Annotated in this window: 17 protein-coding genes; 9 read left to right on the forward strand and 8 right to left on the reverse strand. The window is 66.5% G+C overall.

Annotated features, from left to right (window positions below):
• Positions 1 to 849: a tRNA glutamyl-Q(34) synthetase GluQRS gene (gluQRS, locus tag DW2_RS07740; RefSeq protein WP_038145206.1), complete on the forward strand. Its 849-nt coding sequence runs from the start codon at positions 1 to 3 to the stop codon at positions 847 to 849.
• Positions 850 to 877: 28 nt separating this feature from the next.
• Here the strand turns inward: gluQRS and hisI are convergent, their stop codons facing one another.
• Positions 878 to 1,240, reverse strand: a complete 363-nt coding sequence (gene hisI, locus DW2_RS07745; protein ID WP_038145207.1) for a phosphoribosyl-AMP cyclohydrolase — start codon at positions 1,238 to 1,240, stop codon at positions 878 to 880.
• A gap of 61 nt (positions 1,241 to 1,301) precedes the next feature.
• Here hisI and DW2_RS07750 point away from each other — a divergent pair, with 61 nt between their 5' ends.
• Positions 1,302 to 1,730 (forward strand): iron-sulfur cluster assembly scaffold protein, encoded by a 429-nt coding sequence (locus tag DW2_RS07750; RefSeq protein WP_038145209.1) that lies wholly within the window; start codon positions 1,302 to 1,304, stop codon positions 1,728 to 1,730.
• 157 nt (positions 1,731 to 1,887) lie between these two features.
• Here DW2_RS07750 and DW2_RS20290 read toward each other — a convergent pair whose 3' ends face one another.
• The 5 genes from DW2_RS20290 to sciP form a co-directional block, all read right to left on the reverse strand.
• A complete protein-coding gene (locus DW2_RS20290; RefSeq protein ID WP_272944421.1) occupies positions 1,888 to 2,010 on the reverse strand; it encodes a hypothetical protein in 123 nt (40 codons plus the stop codon).
• Between the two features lie 98 nt (positions 2,011 to 2,108).
• Positions 2,109 to 4,199 carry an ATP-dependent DNA helicase RecG gene (gene recG, locus DW2_RS07755; RefSeq protein ID WP_038145424.1) on the reverse strand — a complete coding sequence of 697 codons (2,091 nt, stop codon included), beginning with the start codon at positions 4,197 to 4,199 and terminating at the stop codon, positions 2,109 to 2,111.
• Positions 4,196 to 6,319 carry an NAD-dependent DNA ligase LigA gene (ligA, locus tag DW2_RS07760; protein ID WP_038145210.1) on the reverse strand — a complete coding sequence of 708 codons (2,124 nt, stop codon included), beginning with the start codon at positions 6,317 to 6,319 and terminating at the stop codon, positions 4,196 to 4,198. The genes recG and ligA overlap by 4 nt, the downstream gene beginning before the upstream one ends.
• A gap of 89 nt (positions 6,320 to 6,408) precedes the next feature.
• Positions 6,409 to 7,122, reverse strand: a complete 714-nt coding sequence (ctrA, locus tag DW2_RS07765) for a response regulator transcription factor CtrA (protein ID WP_038145212.1) — start codon at positions 7,120 to 7,122, stop codon at positions 6,409 to 6,411.
• A 94-nt stretch (positions 7,123 to 7,216) separates the two neighbouring features.
• On the reverse strand, positions 7,217 to 7,495 hold the full coding sequence (gene sciP / locus DW2_RS07770) for a CtrA inhibitor SciP (protein WP_038145213.1): 279 nt from the start codon (positions 7,493 to 7,495) through the stop codon (positions 7,217 to 7,219).
• Between the two features lie 129 nt (positions 7,496 to 7,624).
• On the opposite strand from sciP, the gene mnmA reads away from it, so the two are divergent.
• On the forward strand, positions 7,625 to 8,761 hold the full coding sequence (gene mnmA / locus DW2_RS07775; protein ID WP_038145214.1) for a tRNA 2-thiouridine(34) synthase MnmA: 1,137 nt from the start codon (positions 7,625 to 7,627) through the stop codon (positions 8,759 to 8,761).
• Positions 8,762 to 8,867: 106 nt separating this feature from the next.
• On the opposite strand, the gene DW2_RS07780 is transcribed toward mnmA, so the two are convergent.
• Entirely contained in the window at positions 8,868 to 9,239 is a 372-nt protein-coding gene (locus DW2_RS07780) for a phasin family protein (RefSeq protein ID WP_038145215.1), read from the reverse strand.
• 169 nt (positions 9,240 to 9,408) lie between these two features.
• Between DW2_RS07780 and DW2_RS07785 the strand changes: the two genes are divergently transcribed.
• Together DW2_RS07785 and DW2_RS07790 are read left to right on the forward strand one after the other, a co-directional pair.
• A complete protein-coding gene (locus tag DW2_RS07785; RefSeq protein ID WP_038145216.1) occupies positions 9,409 to 10,410 on the forward strand; it encodes a ligase-associated DNA damage response exonuclease in 1,002 nt (333 codons plus the stop codon).
• Entirely contained in the window at positions 10,407 to 11,978 is a 1,572-nt protein-coding gene (locus DW2_RS07790) for a cisplatin damage response ATP-dependent DNA ligase (protein ID WP_038145217.1), read from the forward strand. The genes DW2_RS07785 and DW2_RS07790 overlap by 4 nt, the downstream gene beginning before the upstream one ends.
• 15 nt (positions 11,979 to 11,993) lie before the next feature.
• Here DW2_RS07790 and DW2_RS07795 read toward each other — a convergent pair whose 3' ends face one another.
• Positions 11,994 to 13,793 carry a PHA/PHB synthase family protein gene (locus DW2_RS07795; RefSeq protein WP_081874905.1) on the reverse strand — a complete coding sequence of 600 codons (1,800 nt, stop codon included), beginning with the start codon at positions 13,791 to 13,793 and terminating at the stop codon, positions 11,994 to 11,996.
• Between the two features lie 609 nt (positions 13,794 to 14,402).
• Here DW2_RS07795 and DW2_RS07800 point away from each other — a divergent pair.
• The 4 genes from DW2_RS07800 (at position 14,403) to DW2_RS07815 (ending at position 19,420) form a co-directional block, all read left to right on the forward strand.
• Positions 14,403 to 15,917 (forward strand): MFS transporter, encoded by a 1,515-nt coding sequence (locus DW2_RS07800; RefSeq protein WP_051855646.1) that lies wholly within the window; start codon positions 14,403 to 14,405, stop codon positions 15,915 to 15,917.
• Between the two features lie 50 nt (positions 15,918 to 15,967).
• Positions 15,968 to 16,453: an Lrp/AsnC family transcriptional regulator gene (locus tag DW2_RS07805; protein ID WP_038145219.1), complete on the forward strand. Its 486-nt coding sequence runs from the start codon at positions 15,968 to 15,970 to the stop codon at positions 16,451 to 16,453.
• Positions 16,454 to 16,556: 103 nt separating this feature from the next.
• Positions 16,557 to 18,032: an NAD-dependent succinate-semialdehyde dehydrogenase gene (locus DW2_RS07810; RefSeq protein WP_038145221.1), complete on the forward strand. Its 1,476-nt coding sequence runs from the start codon at positions 16,557 to 16,559 to the stop codon at positions 18,030 to 18,032.
• A gap of 17 nt (positions 18,033 to 18,049) precedes the next feature.
• Complete coding sequence (locus tag DW2_RS07815; RefSeq protein WP_038145223.1) at positions 18,050 to 19,420, forward strand: aspartate aminotransferase family protein; 1,371 nt, start codon at positions 18,050 to 18,052, stop codon at positions 19,418 to 19,420.
• The last annotated feature ends 9 nt before the right edge of the window (positions 19,421 to 19,429 follow it).

Below are 19,429 nucleotides of genomic sequence, written 5' to 3' on the forward strand. Positions count from 1 at the left end.
GTGATCACCCGGTTCGCGCCATCGCCCACCGGCCCGCTCCATCTGGGCCATGCCTATAGCGCGATCCTCGCCCATGACATGGCCCGCAAGGCCGGCGGGCAATTCCTGCTCAGGATCGAGGATATCGACCAGAGCCGCGCCAGGACGCATTGGGAAGAGCAGATTTACGACGACCTGCGCTGGCTCGGACTGACTTGGGACGGGCCGGCTCTACGACAATCCGAGCGGTTGAACATCTACCGGCAAGCTCTTGAAACGCTTTGGGAAGGGGGTTTTCTTTTCCCCTGTTCCTGCACGAGACGCGATATCGAGGCGGCCGCATCCGCCCCCCAGGAAGGGGCGCATTACGGACCGGACGGGTTGATCTATCCGGGTACCTGCCGCGAGGCAGGCGCGCGCGCTCCGGGCCAGCCCCTGCCCGACGCGGTCCTGCGCCTGAACATGGATCGCGCCGCAAGGGATTGTGAATTCGAGGAAATCTGCGATCTCCATCTTGGGCATCACGCGCTCGCCCGTACCGCATTGATCGACACGGTCGGTGATGTGGTGCTGGCGCGGCGCGAGATGGGCACCTCCTACCATCTTTCCGTGGTCGTCGATGACGCCGCCCAAGGCGTCACCCATGTCACCCGCGGGGCGGATCTGTTCGAGGCGACCCAGATTCATGTCCTGCTTCAGAAATTACTTGAGCTTCCGACCCCAACATATTGTCATCACGATTTAATTCGTGACAGCGACGGCAAACGTCTCGCCAAGCGCGAGGACGCACGGGCGATCTCGAAATACCGCGCGGAAGGTGCCACGCCGGGCGACATCCGCCGCATGGTCGGGCTTCCTCCTTCCTCTTGAGATAAATATCCTCCCCGAAGGGCCGCTCTCAGCCCTCCATCGGCTTGAGGATCTCGACCTCCTCGCCCTGGCGCAGAGCGGTGTAGAAGCACGAACGCCGGTTGGTGTGGCAGGCGGGGCCCTCCTGATCCACCAGCAGAAGCAGGCAATCGCGGTCGCAATCGATCCGCATCTCGCGCAGGGTCTGCACATGCCCAGACGTCTCGCCCTTCGCCCAGAAGGATTGCCGCGAGCGCGACCAATAGGTGACGCGCCCGGTCTCGAGCGTGCGCGCGATGCTCTGGGCATTCATCCAGGCCATCATCAGCACGTCGCCCGAAAGCGCATCCTGCGCGATCGCGGGGATCAGGCCGTTCGCGTCATAGTTCAGGCTTTGGGGATCGAATGGCATCGGCTCTTTCCTTCCTTGGGATCCCATCCTATCTAGGCCGGACGAGCCACGGGGAAAAGACATGAGCGACGCCGATCTCATCAAGCTCTACTCGCAGCGCATCCTGGCGCTGGCGGCCGACATGCCCGCGACCGACCCGCTGCCCGCCCCCGACGCGGTGGCCCGCAAGCGTGCGCCGCTCTGCGGATCGACCGTCGAGGTGGCGATCACCTGCAAGGACGGGCGGATCACCGGCTACAGCCAGAAGGTCCATGCCTGTGCGCTCGGGCAGGCCTCGGCCGCGATCTTCGGCGCGCAGGTGATCGGACTCAGCCGCGACGAGGTGCAGCGCCTGCGCGATCAACTGGCCGAGATGCTCAAGGGCGGCCCAGCACCGCAAGCCCCCTTCGGCGAGTACGAAGTGCTGAGCGCGGCGCGGGACTATCCGAACCGGCACGGCTCGATCCTGCTTGCCCCCGAAGCCACGCTCGAAGCGCTCGAGAACTGCTGATCCCCCTTGCCGCGCCGGATTGAAAAAGGGCCGCCACTCATCAGAGCGGCGGCCGAGGAAGCGCTTCCGGACAGGCAGACCTGGGGAACAGGCAGGCCGCGATTTGGGACAGGTGCGGCAGCGGAAAGCGCGAGGCAGTGAAAAAGCGGGTGCGGGATCAGAACATCCCGGGCAGCCAGAGCGCCATCAGGAAACTGGAACACAGTGCGACGCCACCGATCGCGTCCGCCAGAAGCGTGCGTTGATTGCGTGCGAGAAACTCTTTGATGTCCTGGGCCATCTGATGCCTCCTTCTACCCTGTTGCTATTTTGTTCTCACGATTCCCGCGTCAAGTAAAGAACTTTTTAGGAACATCGGGGAACGGGAAGGGAGAACGTTCAGCTGACGCCGATCAAACGGATCGCGCGATCCTGTTCCATCAGCCACAACAGAACCCGCGCCGCCTGCCCGCGCGGGCCGGTCAGGTCGGGGTCATCGGCAAGCAGTTTGCGGGCATCCGACTGCGCCACGGCCATCAACCCCGCCTGCCGTTCGAGATCGGCGATGCGAAAGCGCGGCAGCCCCGATTGCGCGGTCCCGATCACGTCGCCCGCCCCGCGCATCGCGAGATCTTCCTCGGCGATCCGGAACCCGTCTTCGCTCTCGCGCAGGATCGCGAGGCGCCGCTCGGCGGTTTCGCTCAGGGGTTGCTGGTAGATCATCAGGCAGGTGGAGGACGCCGCGCCGCGCCCGACCCGGCCGCGCAGCTGGTGCAGCTGCGCGAGCCCGAAGCTCTCGGCGCGCTCGATCACCATGATCGAGGCATTGGGCACGTTCACGCCCACTTCGATCACCGTGGTCGCGACCAGCACGCGGGTCTCGCCGCGCACGAAAGCGGCCATCGCCGCATCCTTCTCGGCGGGCGGCATCTGGCCGTGGACAAGCCCCACGACGCTGTCGCCCAGACTCGCGCGCAGGGCTTCGAACCGGTCGGTGGCCGAGCTCAGATCGACGCGCTCGCTCTCCTCGACCAGCGGACAGACCCAATAGGCCTGCCGCCCTTCGGCCACGGCCTTGCGCAGATGCTCGACCACCTCGCCCATCCGCTCCATCGCGACGAGCGCGGTCTTGACCGGCGTGCGCCCGGGCGGCTTCTCGTCGAGAAGGCTCACATCCATGTCGCCATATTGCGCGAGCGCCAGCGAACGCGGGATCGGCGTCGCGGTCATCACGAGGATGTCCACCGCCGCACCCTTCGCGCCCAATTCCATCCGCTGCGAGACGCCGAAGCGGTGCTGCTCGTCGATCACGGCCAACCGCAGATCCTGAAATTCCACATCTTTCTGAAAAACCGCATGGGTGCCGACGAGAATGCCGATCGCGCCCGTGGCTAGGTCGGCGAGTTTCGTCGCCCGATCCGCCCCCTTGTCGCGGCCGGTCAGGATCTCGAGCCGCACGCCCGCCGCGGCGGCGAGCGGCGCGAGCCCTTCGAGATGCTGGCGCGCCAGGATCTCGGTCGGCGCCATCATCACGCCCTGCCCGCCCGCCTCGACCGCGGTCAGAAGCGCCATGAAGGCCACGAGCGTCTTGCCCGCCCCCACATCGCCCTGCAGCAGCCGGTTCATCCGGCGGTCGGTGCCCATATCCTCGGCGATCTCCGCGATCGCGCGGGTCTGCGCGCCGGTCGGGCGGTAGGGAAGGCTCGCAAGCACCTGTTGCGACAGCGCCCCCGTTCCCCGCGTCACGCGCCCCTTCTTGCGCCGCGCCTGCCGACGGGCCAGCGCGAGGGTCATCTGATGGGCGAAAAGCTCGTCATAGGCCAGTCGGGCGCGGGCGGGCGCGGTCGCGGCGATATCCGCGAGCCCCTCGGGATGGTGCGCCTTGCGCACCGCCTCGGCCCAATCGGGCCAGCCTTCGCGGCGCTTGAGCTCCGGGTCGATCCATTCGGCCAGATCCGGCAATCGCGCGAGCGCACCTTCGGCCGCCTTCGCCATCAGCTTCTGCGTCAGCCCGGCGGTCAGCGGATAGACCGGCTCGAAGCGCGGCAGGCTGTCGATCTCCTCGGGCGGCACGATGTAATCGGGATGCACGATCTGCGCCATGCCGTCCCAGATCTCGAGCTTGCCCGAAATGAGGCGCCGCGCGCCATTGGGCAGCTGCCGCGCCAGCCAGTCGCCGCGCGCATGGAAGAAGACCAGCGTCAGATCGGTCTGCGCGTCATGGCACAGGACACGATCAGGCGCGCCGCGTTTGCGCGCGGGGCTATGGGCGCCGATCGTCACCTCGACGGTGACGGTCGTGCCCGAAGGCACGCCCTGCACGGTCACGACGGGGCGGCGGTCGATCACCGAATGGGGCAGCGTGAAGAGCATGTCGCGCGGGCGCGTGATCGCGAGCCCCTCGAAGGTCTTCGCCGTCTTCGGCCCGATGCCCCCGAGGCTGTCGAGCGCGGCGAAGAGGCCGAAAAGCTCCTGCGGCCGCGTGCTCATGCGCCCCCCGCGAGCGCGAGCCATTCATCCTCGTCGATGACGCGGATGTTCAGCTCGGCTGCCTTCTTCGCCTTCGAGCCCGCGCCGGGTCCGGCCACGACCAGATCGGTCTTGGCGCTGACCGAACCCGAGACCTTCGCGCCAAGCGCCTCGGCCCGCGCCTTCGCCTCGGCCCGAGTCATCTTCTCGAGCGTGCCGGTGAAGACGACGGTCAGGCCCGAGACCGGGCTGTCGGATTTCGGCTGCTCGGCGGGTTCGGCCGTGAGATGCGCGGTCAGCCGGTCGATCGAGGCGCGCTCGGCCTCCTGATGGAAGGTGGTGATGACCGAGGTGGCGAGCGTCTCGCCGACGCCGTCGATCGAGAGCAGCTCCTCCCAGTCCGGCCCCTGCCCGATCTCGGCCCGCGTCATCGCCGCTTCGAAGTTTTCCCATGTGGCGTAATGGGTCGCGAGAAGTCCGGCGCTCGTATCACCGACATGGCGGATGCCGAGCGCGAAGATCAGGCGCTGCAGCGGTATGGTGCGCTTCTCGGCGATCGCGTCGAAGAGGTTGCGCGCGGATTTCTCGCCCCAGCCCTCGCGGTTCTTGAGCTGTTGCATGCCCTGGCCGTAGCGCGCCTCGAGGGTGAAGATATCGGCAGGCTCGCGGATCCAGCCATCCTCGTAGAAGGACTCGACCTGTTTCGCGCCCATCCCCTCGATGTCGAAGGCCGCGCGCGAGACGAAATGCTTGAGCTTCTCGACCGCCTGGGCCGGGCAGACCAGCCCGCCGGTGCAGCGGCGCACCGCGTCGCCCTCCTCGCGGATCGCATCCGAGCCGCAGCGCGGGCAGTGCGTCGGGAACTCATAGGGTTGCGCATCCTCGGGGCGGCGTGCCAGGTCCACATCGGCGACTTTCGGGATCACGTCGCCGGCGCGATAGACCTGCACCCAGTCCCCCACGCGGATATCCTTGCCGCCGCGGATCTCCTCGCCCCGCGAGTCGCGTCCGGCGATGTAATCCTCGTTATGCAGCGTCGCGTTCGAGACCACGACGCCGCCCACCGTGACCGGCGTCAGCCGCGCGACCGGCGAGAGCGCGCCGGTGCGGCCGACCTGAATGTCGATCGCCTCGAGCCGGGTCCAGGCCAGCTCGGCGGGGAATTTATGCGCGATCGCCCAACGCGGCGTGGTCGAGCGAAAGCCGAGCCGGCGCTGCAGCGCGAGGTCGTTCACCTTGTAGACGACACCGTCGATATCGTAGCCGAGCGTCGCGCGCTGCGCTTCGATCTCGCGGTAATGGGCGATCATGTCGGAGAGCCCGTCGCAGGTCGTCGTGAGCGGATTGGTCTGGAAGCCGAGCATGTTGAGCCGTGCGATCGCCTCCATCTGCGTCGCGCCGAGCGGGTCGGAATGCGCGCCCCAGGCATAGGCGAAGAATTTCAGCGGACGCGCCGCGGTCACCTTCGGATCGAGCTGGCGCAGCGAACCGGCGGCGGCATTGCGCGGGTTGGCGAAACGTTTGTCGCCATTTTCCTCGGTCCGGGCATTGAGCGCGGCGAAATCGGCATGGCTCATATAGACCTCGCCGCGGACCTCGAGCAGATCCGGCGCCTCCGCGAGCCGGTGCGGGATATCGCCGATCGTGCGCGCGTTCTCGGTCACGTTCTCGCCCACCGTGCCGTCGCCGCGGGTCGCGGCATGGATCAGCTCGCCCTTCTCGTAGCGCAGCGAGAGCGAGAGCCCGTCGATCTTGGGTTCGGCCGTATAGGCCAGAGGCGCATCCGTGCCGAGGCCAAGGAAGCTTCGCACGCTCTCGTCGAATTCGGCGACATCCTCGTCGGAGAACGCGTTCGCGAGGCTCATCATCCGGATCGCGTGGCGGATCTTGCCGAAGCCTTCGGCGAGCGCGCCGCCCACCGCCTCGCTGGGCGAGGTTTCGGCCTTCAGCGCGGGGAATTTCGCCTCGATCGCGGCAAGGCGCTGCTTGAGCGCATCATATTCGGCATCCGAAATCTCGGGGGCGTCATGGGTGTGATAGGCGGCATTGGCCGCCTCGATCCGCGCGATCAGCCCGGGCATCTCGGCGCGGGCCTGCGCTTCTGTGAGTTTGTCGATATCGCTGGTCAACGTCTCTGGCATAAAAAAGGCCCCCTCGTGCTGACCTTTGGTTTAGGCAAGCGCCGAGGGGGCGTAAAGAGCGGTGACGGAGATCACCGGCCAGAGGGAAATCAGGCGCCCATGGCGACGCGGCGTTGCATCTCGGACGGATCGGGATCGCGCAGCACATAGCCGCGGCCCCAGACCGTCTCGATATAGTTTTCGCCTTCGGTCGCATCGGCGAGTTTCTTGCGCAACTTGCAGATGAAGACGTCGATGATCTTGAGTTCGGGCTCGTCCATGCCGCCATAGAGATGGTTGAGGAACATCTCCTTGGTCAGGGTCGTGCCCTTGCGCAGGCTCAGAAGCTCGAGCATCTGGTATTCCTTGCCGGTCAGATGCACCGACTTGCCCTCGACATCGACCGTCTTCGCGTCGAGATTGACCGAAATCTTGCCGGTCCGGATGATCGACTGCGCGTGGCCCTTGGAGCGGCGGATGATCGCGTGGATGCGCGCCACGAGTTCCTCGCGGTGGAAGGGCTTCGTCATGTAATCGTCGGCGCCGAAACCGAACCCCTTGATCTTGTTCTCGGTGTCATCGGCCCCGGTGAGGATCAGGATCGGCGTTTCGACCTTCGCGAGGCGAAGCTGGCGCAGCACCTCGTGCCCGTTCATGTCCGGCAGGTTCAGGTCGAGCAGGATCAGATCGTAATCGTAAAGCTTCGCGAGATCGATCCCCTCCTCCCCCAGATCGGTGCAATAGACATTCAGGTTGGCGTGGGTCAGCATTAATTCGATGCTGCGCGACGTGGTGGGGTCGTCTTCTACCAATAAAATACGCATTCGGAGGTCTCCGCGTTTATCCCTCGTTATGAACGACACTTACATCAATTGGTTAATACCCTCTTACATTCGCACGGTTTCCCTGTTTTGCAACCTAAAGTTGTCGATACTTCTGGATGGCGGTGACCTTGAGCCCCTGCAGGCCGTGTTTCGAGATGCCGTCGATCCAGAGATCAAGTTCCTCCTCGGACAGGTCGTAGCGTTCGAGCACTTCCTCGCGCGCGATCAACCCGTGGGCGACCGCCTTGACCACCACCGCCTTGCGGCTGGCGACCCATCGGCGCGTCTCGACCGGGGGCAGGTCGGCGCGCGTCAGGGTGGACCCGTCCGGCAGCGTCACCGCCCGCGGGCCATTCACCTTCTTGAGATACATGGGTTCACCCCTTCCTCGTCTTCACGCAGGCGAGAGTGCGTGCAGCGCGCTTAACAGCGGGTGAAACGCGGGGTTGTGAGTAGCTCGCATTTTCCTATATTCCTGCGGATCTCTTGAAAGGACCGTCCCATGCCCAAGGATCTGCCGCTCAATTCGCTCGGCTTCCCGAAGCCGCCCTCCGAGACCCGTGTCGTCGTCGCCATGTCCGGTGGTGTCGACAGCTCGGTCGTGGCCGCACAGCTGGCCGAGGAAGGTTATGACGTGGTGGGGGTGACCCTGCAGCTCTACGATCACGGCGCGGCACTGGCCAAGAAGGGTGCGTGCTGCGCGGGCCAGGACATCCACGACGCGCGCCGCGTGGCCGAGGAGATGGGCTTTCCCCATTACGTGCTCGACTACGAGAACACCTTCCGCGAGGCGGTGATCGACGAGTTCGCCGACGCCTATCTGGGCGGCGCGACGCCGGTGCCCTGCATCCGCTGCAACGAGCGGGTGAAGTTCAAGGACCTCCTCGAGACCGCGAAGGATCTCGATGCCGATTGCATGGCGACGGGGCATTACATCCAGCGCAAGATGGGCGCGCAGGGGCCCGAGCTGCATTGCGCGGCCGATGCGAACCGCGACCAGAGCTATTTCCTGTTCTCGACCACGCCCGAGCAGCTGAGCTATTTGCGCTTCCCGCTTGGGCATCTGGCCTCGAAGGCCGAGACCCGCGCGCTCGCGGCGAAATACGGGCTGCCGGTGGCCGACAAGCCCGACAGTCAGGACATCTGCTTCGTGCCGAACGGCAATTACGCGAGCGTCATCGAGAAGCTGCGCCCCGGCGCGGCCGATCCCGGCGAGATCGTGGACATGGAGGGCAACGTGCTGGGCGAGCATCGCGGCGTGATCCATTACACGATCGGCCAGCGGCGCGGGCTTGGCATCGGCGGGCTCGAGGACCCGCTCTATGTGGTGAAGCTCGATCCCGAGAAACGCCAGGTCGTCGTCGGCCCCAAGGAGGCGCTCTCGACCCGGACGATCCCGGTGCGCGAGATCAACTGGCTCGGCGACGAGCCCTTCACCTCGCGTTCCGAATGGCACCTGAGCGTCAAGGTCCGCTCGACCCGCCCGCCGCGCGAGGCGATCATCCGTCCGCTCTCGGAAACCGAGGCCGAGGTGGAACTGGTCGTGCCAGAGGAAGGCGTCAGCCCCGGTCAGGCCTGCGTCTTCTACGCGCCCGAGGACAGCCGCATCTTCGGCGGTGGCTGGATCTACAAGAAATGATCTCGGCGCGGCCGACCCTCGGGGCTGGCCGCGTCACGCTGCGTTCCCGGGGATGCTCAGACCGGCACGTCGCTCAAGCTGACCTCGTGCTTGCCGGTCCGAGTCCTCACTTTCCCGCGGCGGCCTTCGCAATGGCCTCGCCCTCCTCTGTCGCACTGCGCACCGCGCGTTCCGCGATCCCCGTCACCGAGGTCGCCAGTTTCGAGCTTTCGGTGGCATAATCGCTCATCATGCGTTGCCAGAACTCACCCCAGAGGTTCATCGCCTGCATCGGATCGGCGGTATCCGCGAGCTCTCCGATCATCTCGCGATCACGCTCGAAACGGGTCTTGAGGAAATCGAGCACCTCGATGTTCTGCGCGATCAGGGCCTCCATCATGCGCAGCTGCGGGGCCATCATCGAACTGACATCCCCGACATTGGGGACCGGCATGCAACCCGCCATCCGCGTGCCGGGTGGGTTTTTCTTCGTCGCCATTACAGCCTCCATTCGAATTTCTTGAAGCTATCATCATTTCGTCGTTCGCCGCGTTGACATGGAGCAATAATGCCACCGAACCCGCAAGACGCAGCACGGGCGGGGCGATTTGGGCGAAAAATCGCCCGGAGCGTTTAATTTCCGTGCAGATGACGCAGATTGAAAGGCGATGAGCGACCCGATCCTGATCCCGCGCCCCGAAGGGCTCTACTGCCCGCAAGGCGATTTCTTCATCGACCCGAGCCGACCCGTCGCGCGCGCGCTGATCACGCATGGGCATGCCGATCACGCCCGCGCGGGCCACGGCGCGGTACTCGCGACCCGGCAGACGCTCGAGATCATGGCGATCCGCTATGGCGCGGATTTCGCGGGGCAGCGGCAGGCCTATGAGGCGCCCCTGCGGCTGGGCGAGGTGACGGTGAGTTTCCACCCCGCGGGCCATGTGCTCGGCTCGGCGCAGATCGCGGTGGAGGCGGGCGGACAGCGCATCGTCGCCTCAGGCGATTACGCGCGGGTCTCGAACCCGTCCTGCGCGCCCTTCGAGCCGGTCCCCTGCGACATCTTCATCTCCGAAGCCACCTTCGCGCTGCCGGTCTTCCGCCATCCCGACCCGGCGCAGGAGATGGAGAAGCTCCTGGCCTCGATGCGCGCCGCCCCCGAGCGCCCGCATCTGATCGGCGCCTATGCGCTGGGCAAGGCGCAACGGGTGATCATGCTGGCGCGCGAGGCGGGCTATGACGCGCCGATCTACATTCACGGCGCGCTGCAGAGACTTTGCGACTACCACATCGAGCAAGGCGTGCCCCTGGGCGAGCTGCGTCCTGCGACGATGGACAAGGCCGAGGCGGGGGGCTTGCGCGAGGCGCTGGTCATCGCGCCGCCCTCGGCTTTCGCCAGTCCCTGGGTGCAGCGCTTCGCCGATCCAGTGATCGGTTTCGCCTCGGGATGGATGCAGATCCGCGCCCGCGCGCGCCAGAGGGGCGTGGAATTGCCGCTGGTGATCTCGGACCATGTCGACTGGGAAGATCTCACCCGCACCGTCACCGAGATCGACCCGGCCGAACTCTGGATCACCCATGGCCGCGAAGAGGCGCTGATGCGATGGGCGGAGCTCGAAGGCCGCCGCGCCCGCCCGCTGCATCTCGTGGGCTATGAGGAGGAGCCGGAATGAGGGATTTCGCCCGCCTTCTCGAACGGCTCGCCTTCACGCCGGGGCGCAATGCCAAGCTCGATGCGCTGGCCGATTACCTGCGCCACGCCCCCGACCCCGAGCGCGGCTATGCGCTGGCGGCGCTGACCGGAGAGCTGGACCTGGGCCGCGCGCAACCCGCCGTCCTGCGCGCGATGGTCGGCGAGCGGGTCGATCCAGAGCTTTTCGCGCTCTCCTATGACTATGTCGGCGATCTGGCCGAGACGATCGCGCTGATCTGGCCGGGCGACGGAGAGCCGGGCGCGCTCGATCTGCCCCATGTCGTCGAGACCCTGCAGGACACGCCCAAGATCCGCACCGGCCCGGTGATCGCGGACTGGCTGGACCGGCTCGCACCGTCGGAACGCTATGCGCTCCTGAAGCTGGCGACGGGCGGGTTGCGGGTCGGCGTCTCGGCGCGGCTCGCGCGGATGGCGCTGGCGCGGCTCGGCGGCCCGTCGCTCGAGGAGATCGAGGAGATCTGGCACGGGCTCGCGCCGCCCTATCGCGCGCTTTTCGACTGGATCGAGGGCGGCGAGAAACCCGAACGCGCGGGGCTCGCGCCGTTTCGTCCCGTGATGCTCTCGACGCCGATCGACCGGGAGGGACTCGACGCGCTCGATCCCGCCGAATTCGCCGCCGAATGGAAATGGGACGGCATCCGGGTGCAGGCCGTGGCCGAGGGCGGCGAGCGGCGGCTCTATTCGCGCACCGGCGAGGATATCTCGGGGGCCTTTCCCGATATCGTCGCGCATATGGGGTTCGAGGGCGCGCTCGATGGCGAATTGCTCGTGCGGCGCGGCGACCAGGTGGCGCCCTTCGGCGATCTGCAGAAACGGCTGGGCCGGAAATCGCCGGGCAAGGCGCTGCTGGCCTCGCACCCGGCGGCGCTGCGGCTCTATGATGTCCTGCTCTGGGAGGACGAGGATCTGCGCGCCCTGCCCTTCGATACCCGCCGCGAGCGGCTCGAAGCGGCAGTGGCGGATCTGAACCCCGAGCGCTTCGACGTCTCGGAAGTCCTGCCCTTCGGCGCCTGGGACGATCTGGCCGCCCTGCGCGCGGCGCCGCCGCAGGTGGTGATCGAGGGGGTGATGCTCAAGCGCCGCGACACACCCTATATGGCGGGACGACCGAAGGGGCCGTGGTTCAAATGGAAGCGCGATCCGCGCCTGATCGACGCGGTGGTGCTCTATGCGCAGCGCGGCCACGGCAAGCGCTCGGGATTCTATTCCGATTTCACCTTCGGAGTGTGGGAGGACGAAGCGCTGGTGCCCGTGGGCAAGGCCTATTCCGGCTTCACCGACGAGGAACTGCGCCGCCTCGACCGGTTCGTGCGCAATCACACGGTCGACCGCTTCGGCCCGGTGCGCGCGCTCTCGCCCGCTCTGGTGGTCGAGGTGGCCTTCGAAGGCCTCAACCGCTCGACCCGGCACAAATCGGGGGTGGCGATGCGGTTTCCGCGGATCTCGCGGATCCGCTGGGACAAGCCCGCGGCGGAGGCCGACCGGATCGAGACCCTGCGCGAGATGCTGGACGGGGGCGAGGACTGAAAGGAGTGCGCGCCCTCAGCGCTCGAGTACATACGCCCCCGGAGCCTCGGCACACGCGCGGTATTTCCGTCCCTTGCCCATCGGCGGAGGTGCGATCTTCTCGCCCTCGCCGCGTTTCTCCAGCCATTTTGCCCAGCGGAGCCACCACGAGCCGGACCTGACCGGATTGGCCGCCGCCCAGTCCTCCGGGCCCGGATGGGTCATGCCGGGGCGATGCTCCATCAGCCGGTACTTTGCGCGCGGCTCATCGGGCGGCGAGACTATCCCGGTATTGTGCCCGCCCGAGACCAGCGCGAAGGTCACCTCGCCCGGCAGCGCCCAGGTGAGCTTGTAGACCGAATGCCACGGCGCAATGTGATCCGCCTCGGTCGCGACCGCGAAGACGGGCACCGAGATATCCTGCAGGAAGACCGGTGCCCCGCCCGCCTCCATCCGCCCCTCGGCGAGGTCGTTTTCAAGAAACATCCGGCGCAGATATTCGGAATGCATCCGATAGGGCATCCGCGTCGCGTCATGGCTCCACGACGCCATCGCGCCATCGGTCTCGCGCTCGCCCATCAGATAGGCGCGGACCATATGCGACCAGACGAGGTCCTTCGATTTCAGCATCGAGAAGGTGCCCGCCATCGCCGTCTTGTCGAGATAGCCCTCCTCCCACATCATGTCCTCGATCAGCGCAAGCTGATCCTCGTTGGTGAACAGGCTCAGCTCCCCGGCTTCGGTGAAATCGACCTGGGCGGCCAGCATCGTGATCGAGGCGAGGCGGTCATCGCCATCGCGCGCCATCGCGGCCGCCGCCACCGCCAGAAGCGTGCCGCCGAGGCAATAGCCGAGCCCGTGGATCTTCTGCGCGCCGGTGATCGCGCTCACCGCGTCGAGCGCCTCCATCACGCCGAGCTTGCGGTAATCGTCGAAACCGAGGCAGCGGTGGTCCTCGCCCGGGTTCTTCCACGAGATCGCGAAGACGGTGAATCCCTGCCCGACCAGCCAGCCGATCAGCGAGTTCGTCCGCTCGAGATCGAGGATGTAATATTTCATGATCCAGGCGGGCACGATCAGCAACGGCACAGGATGCACCCGATCGGTCGCGGGCGCATATTGGATCAGCTCGATCAGGTCGTTGCGAAACACCACCTTGCCCGGGGTCAGCGCCACGTCCCGTCCGGGGATCAGCGTCGGCTCGGGCTCCTCGCCTCCCTGCAGCAGCTTCGCCATATCTTCGGCGAAATAGCTCCAGCCGCGGATCAGGTTGGCCCCGTGTTCCTCCGTCGTTCGCGCCATCACCTGAGGATTGGTCGCGAGGAAGTTGCTCGGCGAGACCATGTCGAGCCATTGCCGCGCGAAGAATTCCATCATCTGTTCGTGCCGGTCCTCGACGCCGCGCACGCCGGTAGTGGCGTTGTGCCACCATTGCTGCGCGTGCAGGAAGCTCTGCGCATAGAACGCATAGGGAAAGCGCTCCCATTCGGGCGCCTTGAAGCGGCGATCCTGCGGCAACGGGTCGAGCGGGCGCGCGCCCGGATCGTCCTCGGCATGGGGCGTCATCGCGCGCATCAGATGCGTCGCTTTGCGCGCGGCCTTCCAGGCGAGCTCGGCCTGCTTGCCGGGGCTGAGCGCCAGATGCGCCGCCCAGTCGGCCCAGGCGAGCCCGAGCGCAACCGGCGAGAGCCCACCCTCGGCGCGTCCAAGGACGGCATGCGAGATCCGGTCGAGCCGCTCGAACGCGGCCACCGCGGCATCGCGTGCCTCATCCGCGTCCGGCGCCCCGGGCGCAGCTCCGGAACAGTCCCGACTTGCGATATGTCCGTCCGCCATCGTTTCTCCCCTCGATGCCCCGAGAACCCCGGATTGCTGCCGCTCTCGCGCGGTCCCTATGCTCGCATATCCGTGCGAAACTCCGATGAAACCGGCGCAGCCGCCCCATATCTGCATATCTTACGGCAAAAGCGCCCCTCTTCACATCGCCGCGAGAGAGAAGAAAGTTCGGAACCGATGCCTTCATGCAGCAGTTCGACCCTCAGACATGGCGCAGACGGAAAAGGAAACCTTGCGATGATCAGGCCCGGATCCTCGAAACCGCCTTCCCACCGCGCGACCCGGCTCTCTCTCACGGGGCGCGCGCGCGGGGCTTCGGGCGGCAAGGGACCTCTCTGACCCATCCCGACGCGGCCATGCGTCTGTGCAGATACGGTTGGTCGGGTGTTCTCTCTCCCTTCCCCTCACCCCGGCCCGACCTGCCGTTTCCGCCTGCTTCCGGACCTTTTTCGGTTCTGTCTCTCGGTCCGGAAGCTGGGTTTCACTCCCAACTCCCCGCCCCCTTTCAAGGGGCGGGGTTTTGTCTGTCGCGCCCCCGGCCCCGCACCCGCGAGAACGACGACACCACGGGGATGACAGGCGGCGTTTTCGTTCTAGCTATCCCCGGTCATGCTGAACCGGATCCGTGAGAATATCCTGCCCCTGACGGTGGCGCTCGCCTTCCTGATGGAACTGATCGACGCCACCGTGCTCGCGACGGCGATCCCGGTCGTCGCGCGCGATCTTGGTGTGCCGGTGCTGTCGCTGAAGATGGCGATGGCGACCTATCTGATCTCGCTCGCGGCGCTCGTGCCGATCTCGGGCTGGATCGCCGACCGGTTCGGGGCACGGCGGATCTTCGTGCTCGCGATGGCGATCTTTCTCGTGGCTTCGCTGCTCTGCGCGGTGCAGACGACCCTCACGGGGCTGGTGCTCGCCCGCGCGCTCCAGGGCGTGGGGGCCGCGATGATGTCGCCGGTGGGGCGGCTGATCGTGCTGCGCAATACCGAGAAATCCGAGATGACGCGCGCCATGGTCTATGTGATCATGCCGGCGCTGATAGGCCCCGCGATCGGCCCCTTCGTCGGCGCCACGGTCACCACCTTCTTCGGCTGGCGCGCGATCTTCCTGATGAACCTGCCCTTCGGCGCGCTGGCGATCTGGCTGACCTTCCGCAACATGCCGAAAGAGGGGCCGACCGAGGCCAAGCCCTTCGACCTGCCGGGGTTCCTGCTCTCGGCGCTCGGGCTCGCCGCGGCCATGACCGGCTTCTCGGCGCTTGGCGAGCATATCCTGCCCTGGCAGCTCGCCGCGGCGCTGAGCCTCGGCGGCCTCGGACTTCTCGCGGCCTATTGGGTCCATGCGGGCAAGCGCCGCGACCCGCTGCTCGACCCGCGCCTGTTTCGCCATCGGACCTTCGACGTCAGCGTCACGGGTGGGCTGATCTTCCGGCTCTCGAACGGGGCGATCTCGCTCTTGCTGCCGCTCTTCTTCCAGCTCGGGCTCGGGGCCACGGTGATGCTCTCGGGCGCGCTTACCGGGCTCAACGCAGTAGGGGCGGTCGCGATGCGCGGCCTGGCGCCGCGGATGCTCGACCGGTTCGGCTTCAAATGGGTGATGGTGAGCGCGGCGCTGCTGCGCGGGATCACGATCTTCGGCTTCGCCACGGTCACCAGCCTCACCGACTGGCAGCTCGTGCCGCTCCTGCTGATCGGTGGCGCGGCGCAATCGGTGGTCTTCACCGCCGTCAACTCGATCGCCTTCGCCGATCTCGAGGGGCACGAGATGAGCGCGGGCACGGCCTTCACGGCGATGAGCCGGCAGGTCTCGCTCGCGCTCGGGATCGCGCTGGCGGGTGTGGTGCTCGAACTGACGGCCGGGGCCGCCGCGACGACCGCCGGGACCGAGATGATGCCGGTCGGCGCGTTCCTGGCCAGCTTCCTCATCGCCGGGCTCACCGGCCCGCTCTCGGCGCTCTATTTCCTGCGCCTGCGTCCCGGAGATGCCGACGCGTTGCGGCGCAAGCGCCGTCCCGTCGAGGGGATCGGCAGCTCGCGCGAGCCCTACCGCCCGCCGCAGCCCGCCCCTTCGCAACCCACCTGTCCCGGGGCCATACGGCCTGCGAGGCGGGACGCCGCGGAATAGGGACGAAATCGGGGGATGCAGGCGCGTGCGGGCCGGTGTAGCGTGGCGCCATGCTCAAGCTCGACCCTCGCGATATCGAAATCCTGCGCGTGCTGGCCCGCGAAGGCCGGATCACGAAAGCGGCGCTGGCAGAGAAGATCAACCTCTCGCCCACCCCCGCCTGGGAACGGCTGAAGAAACTGGAAAAGGCCGGGCTGATCTCGGGTTACCGTGCGGAGTTCAACCTGCGCAAACTCGGGCCGCATGTGACGCTTTTCGTCGCGGCCGAGCTTTCCGATCACACCGCGGCCAGTTTCCAGACCTTCGAGCGCTCGCTCGATCAGCATCCCGAGGTGGTGGGCTGCTGGGCGCTCGGCGGCGGGTTCGATTACCTGATGCAGATCGTCACCCGCGACATCGACGCCTATCAGCGGCTCATCGACTCGATGCTCGATGCGCGGATCGGGATCGCGCGCTATTTCACCTATATCGTGACGAAAGAGGTGAAATCGGCAGCCATGCCGCCCTTCGAGATGCTGGCAGGCCATTTGGACTAGAGCCCCCCGGAATTTCAGCCCGGATCGCGGCGGGCGGCAGGCCATTTGGACCGAACCTTTGCGCGCGCGGTGCGAGGATGGCGGTATCAAGGAGGTCCGTCCCATGCTCGATACCGCACTCTCCGCCCGCCCCGACATCTCCGACAAGCGCCTGCTGCGCTGCTTTTCCTATGTGAACGGCCGCTGGATCGCCGGCGACGACCGCGCGATCATTCCCGTCACCAACCCCGCCAATGGCGAGCGTCTGGGCGACGTCACCGCGCTCGGCCGGGCCCAGTCGCGCGCCGCGATCGACGCCGCGCAGACCGCCTTCGCGCAGTGGTCGATGACCTTGCCGCAAGAGCGCTCGACCCTGCTGCGCCGCTGGTTCGATCTGGTGATGGACGCCCGCGACGATCTGGCGCGGATCATGGTGCTCGAACAGGGCAAGCCGCTGTCGGAGGCGCGCGGAGAGATCGACTATGCCGCGAGCTTCATCGAATATTACGCCGAGGAGGCCAAGCGTCCCAATATCGAGGGCGTCACCTCGCACCTGCCCGATGCCGAGGTCGAGCTGTGGCTCGAACCTGTCGGCGTGGTGGGGCTGATCACGCCCTGGAACTTCCCCTCGGCGATGCTGACGCGCAAGGCGGCGGCCGCCCTCGCCGCGGGCTGTACGGTGCTCGCGCATCCCTCCCATGAGACGCCCTTCTCGGCGCTCGCGCTGGCGGAGCTGGCCGAACGCGCAGGGCTGCCGCCGGGCGTCTTCAACGTGCTCACCGGTCACGCGCCGGAAATCGTCGAGCCGTGGACCGAAGATCCCCGGGTGCGCGCGCTCTCCTTCACCGGCTCGACCGAGGTGGGCCGCCTGCTCTATCGCCAGTCCGCCCGGACCGTGAAGCGGCTCGTTCTCGAACTGGGCGGCCACGCCCCCGTCATCGTGTTTCGCGGCGCCGACCTCGACCGCGCGGTGGCCGAGACGATCAAGGCGAAATTCGCAACCTCCGGTCAGGATTGTCTCGGCGCGAACCGCATCTATGTCGAGCGGCCCGTCTACGAGGAGTTCTGCCGCCGTTTCATCGAGGCGACGCAGGCGCTCGGTGTCGGTGCGGGGCTCGAGGATCCCGATATCGGTCCGCTGATGAATGAAGGCGCCGTGGCCAAGCAGGAAGAGCATGTGGCCGATGCGCTGGCAAAGGGCGCAAGGCTCGCCTGCGGCGGCAAGCGACTCGATCGCGGACCGCTCTTCTTCGCGCCGACCGTGCTGACCGATGTCCCCGACGACGCCAAGATCATGCGCGAGGAAACCTTCGGCCCCGTCGCGCCGATCACCGTCTTCGACACCGAAGAGGAGGTCTTCGCCCGCGCCAATGCGACCGAATACGGGCTCGTCGCCTATGTGCACAGCCAGAACCCCAAGCGCATCTACCGCGCCACCCGCGCGCTGCAATTCGGCATGGTCGCGGTCAACCGCACCAAGGTCACCGGCGCGCCGATCCCCTTCGGCGGTATGAAGCAATCGGGGCTCGGCCGCGAGGGCTCGCGCCGCGGAATGGAAGAATTCATGGAAATCAAGTATGTCTGCCGCGACTGGGCATGACAGGGAAAGGAGACCAGATGCTGACCAATGACCAACTCGACAAGTGGGATCGCGAGAGCTTTTTCCACCCCTCGACCCATCTTGCCCAGCACGCGCGCGGCGAGAGCCCGAACCGGATCGTGACCGGCGGTCAGGGCGTGTTCATCGAGGACCGGGATGGCAACAAGCTGCTCGACGCCTTCGCGGGGCTCTATTGCGTGAATGTGGGCTATGGCCGCACCGAGATCGCGGATGCCATCGCCGAGCAGGCGAAGGAACTGGCCTATTACCACGCCTATGTCGGCCACGGCACCGAGGCCTCGATCACGCTCGCCCATATGGTGCTTGAACGCGCGCCCGATCACATGTCGAAGGTCTATTTCGGCCTGTCGGGCTCGGATGCGAACGAGACCAACATCAAGCTGGTCTGGTATTACAACAACATCCTGAACCGGCCCGAGAAGAAGAAGATCATCTCGCGCTGGCGCGGCTATCACGGCTCGGGGCTGATGACCGGCTCGCTGACGGGGCTGGAACTGTTCCACAAGAAATTCGACCTGCCGCTGAGCCAGGTGATCCATACCGAGGCCCCCTATTACTTCCGTCGCCCCGATGCGGCGATGTCGGAAGAGGCCTTCACCGCCTATTGCGCGAGCGAGCTGGAGCAGCTGATCGAACGCGAGGGCCCCGACACCATCGCCGCCTTCATCGGTGAGCCGGTTCTGGGCACCGGCGGCATCGTGCCCCCGCCGAAAGGCTATTGGGAGGCGATCCAGAGGGTTCTGGCCAAATACGACATCCTGCTGATCGCCGATGAGGTCGTCACCGGTTTCGGGCGTCTCGGGAGTATGTTCGGCTCGGATCACTACGGCATGAAGCCTGACCTGATCACCATCGCGAAGGGCCTGACCTCGGCCTATGCGCCGCTTTCGGGCACGATCGTGAGCGACAAGATGTGGAAGGTGCTCGAGCAAGGCACGGACGAGAACGGCCCGATCGGCCATGGCTGGACCTATTCGGCCCACCCGATCGGCGCGGCGGCCGGTGTCGCGAACCTCGAACTGATCGACAAGCTGGGACTGGTCGCGAATGCCGGGATGGTCGGGAAATATCTCAACGACCAGATGCGCGCCGCGATCGGCGAACACGCCAATGTCGGCGATATCCGTGGCGAGGGGATGCTCTGCGCGGTGGAATTCGTGAAGGATCGCGACGCCCGGACCTTCTTCGAGGCCTCCGAGAAAGTCGGCGCGAAGCTCGCGCGCGCGCTGGTCGAGCGCGGCGTGATCGGGCGCGCGATGCCGCAGGGCGACATCCTGGGCTTCGCCCCGCCGCTCTGCCTGACCAAGGACGAGGCCGACCGGATCGTCGCGGTCACCGCCGATGCGGTGAAGGCCACGCTCGGGTGATAGCGGTCA

Source organism: Thioclava atlantica (assembly GCF_000737065.1).
In the GTDB taxonomy this organism is placed as follows: domain Bacteria; phylum Pseudomonadota; class Alphaproteobacteria; order Rhodobacterales; family Rhodobacteraceae; genus Thioclava; species Thioclava atlantica.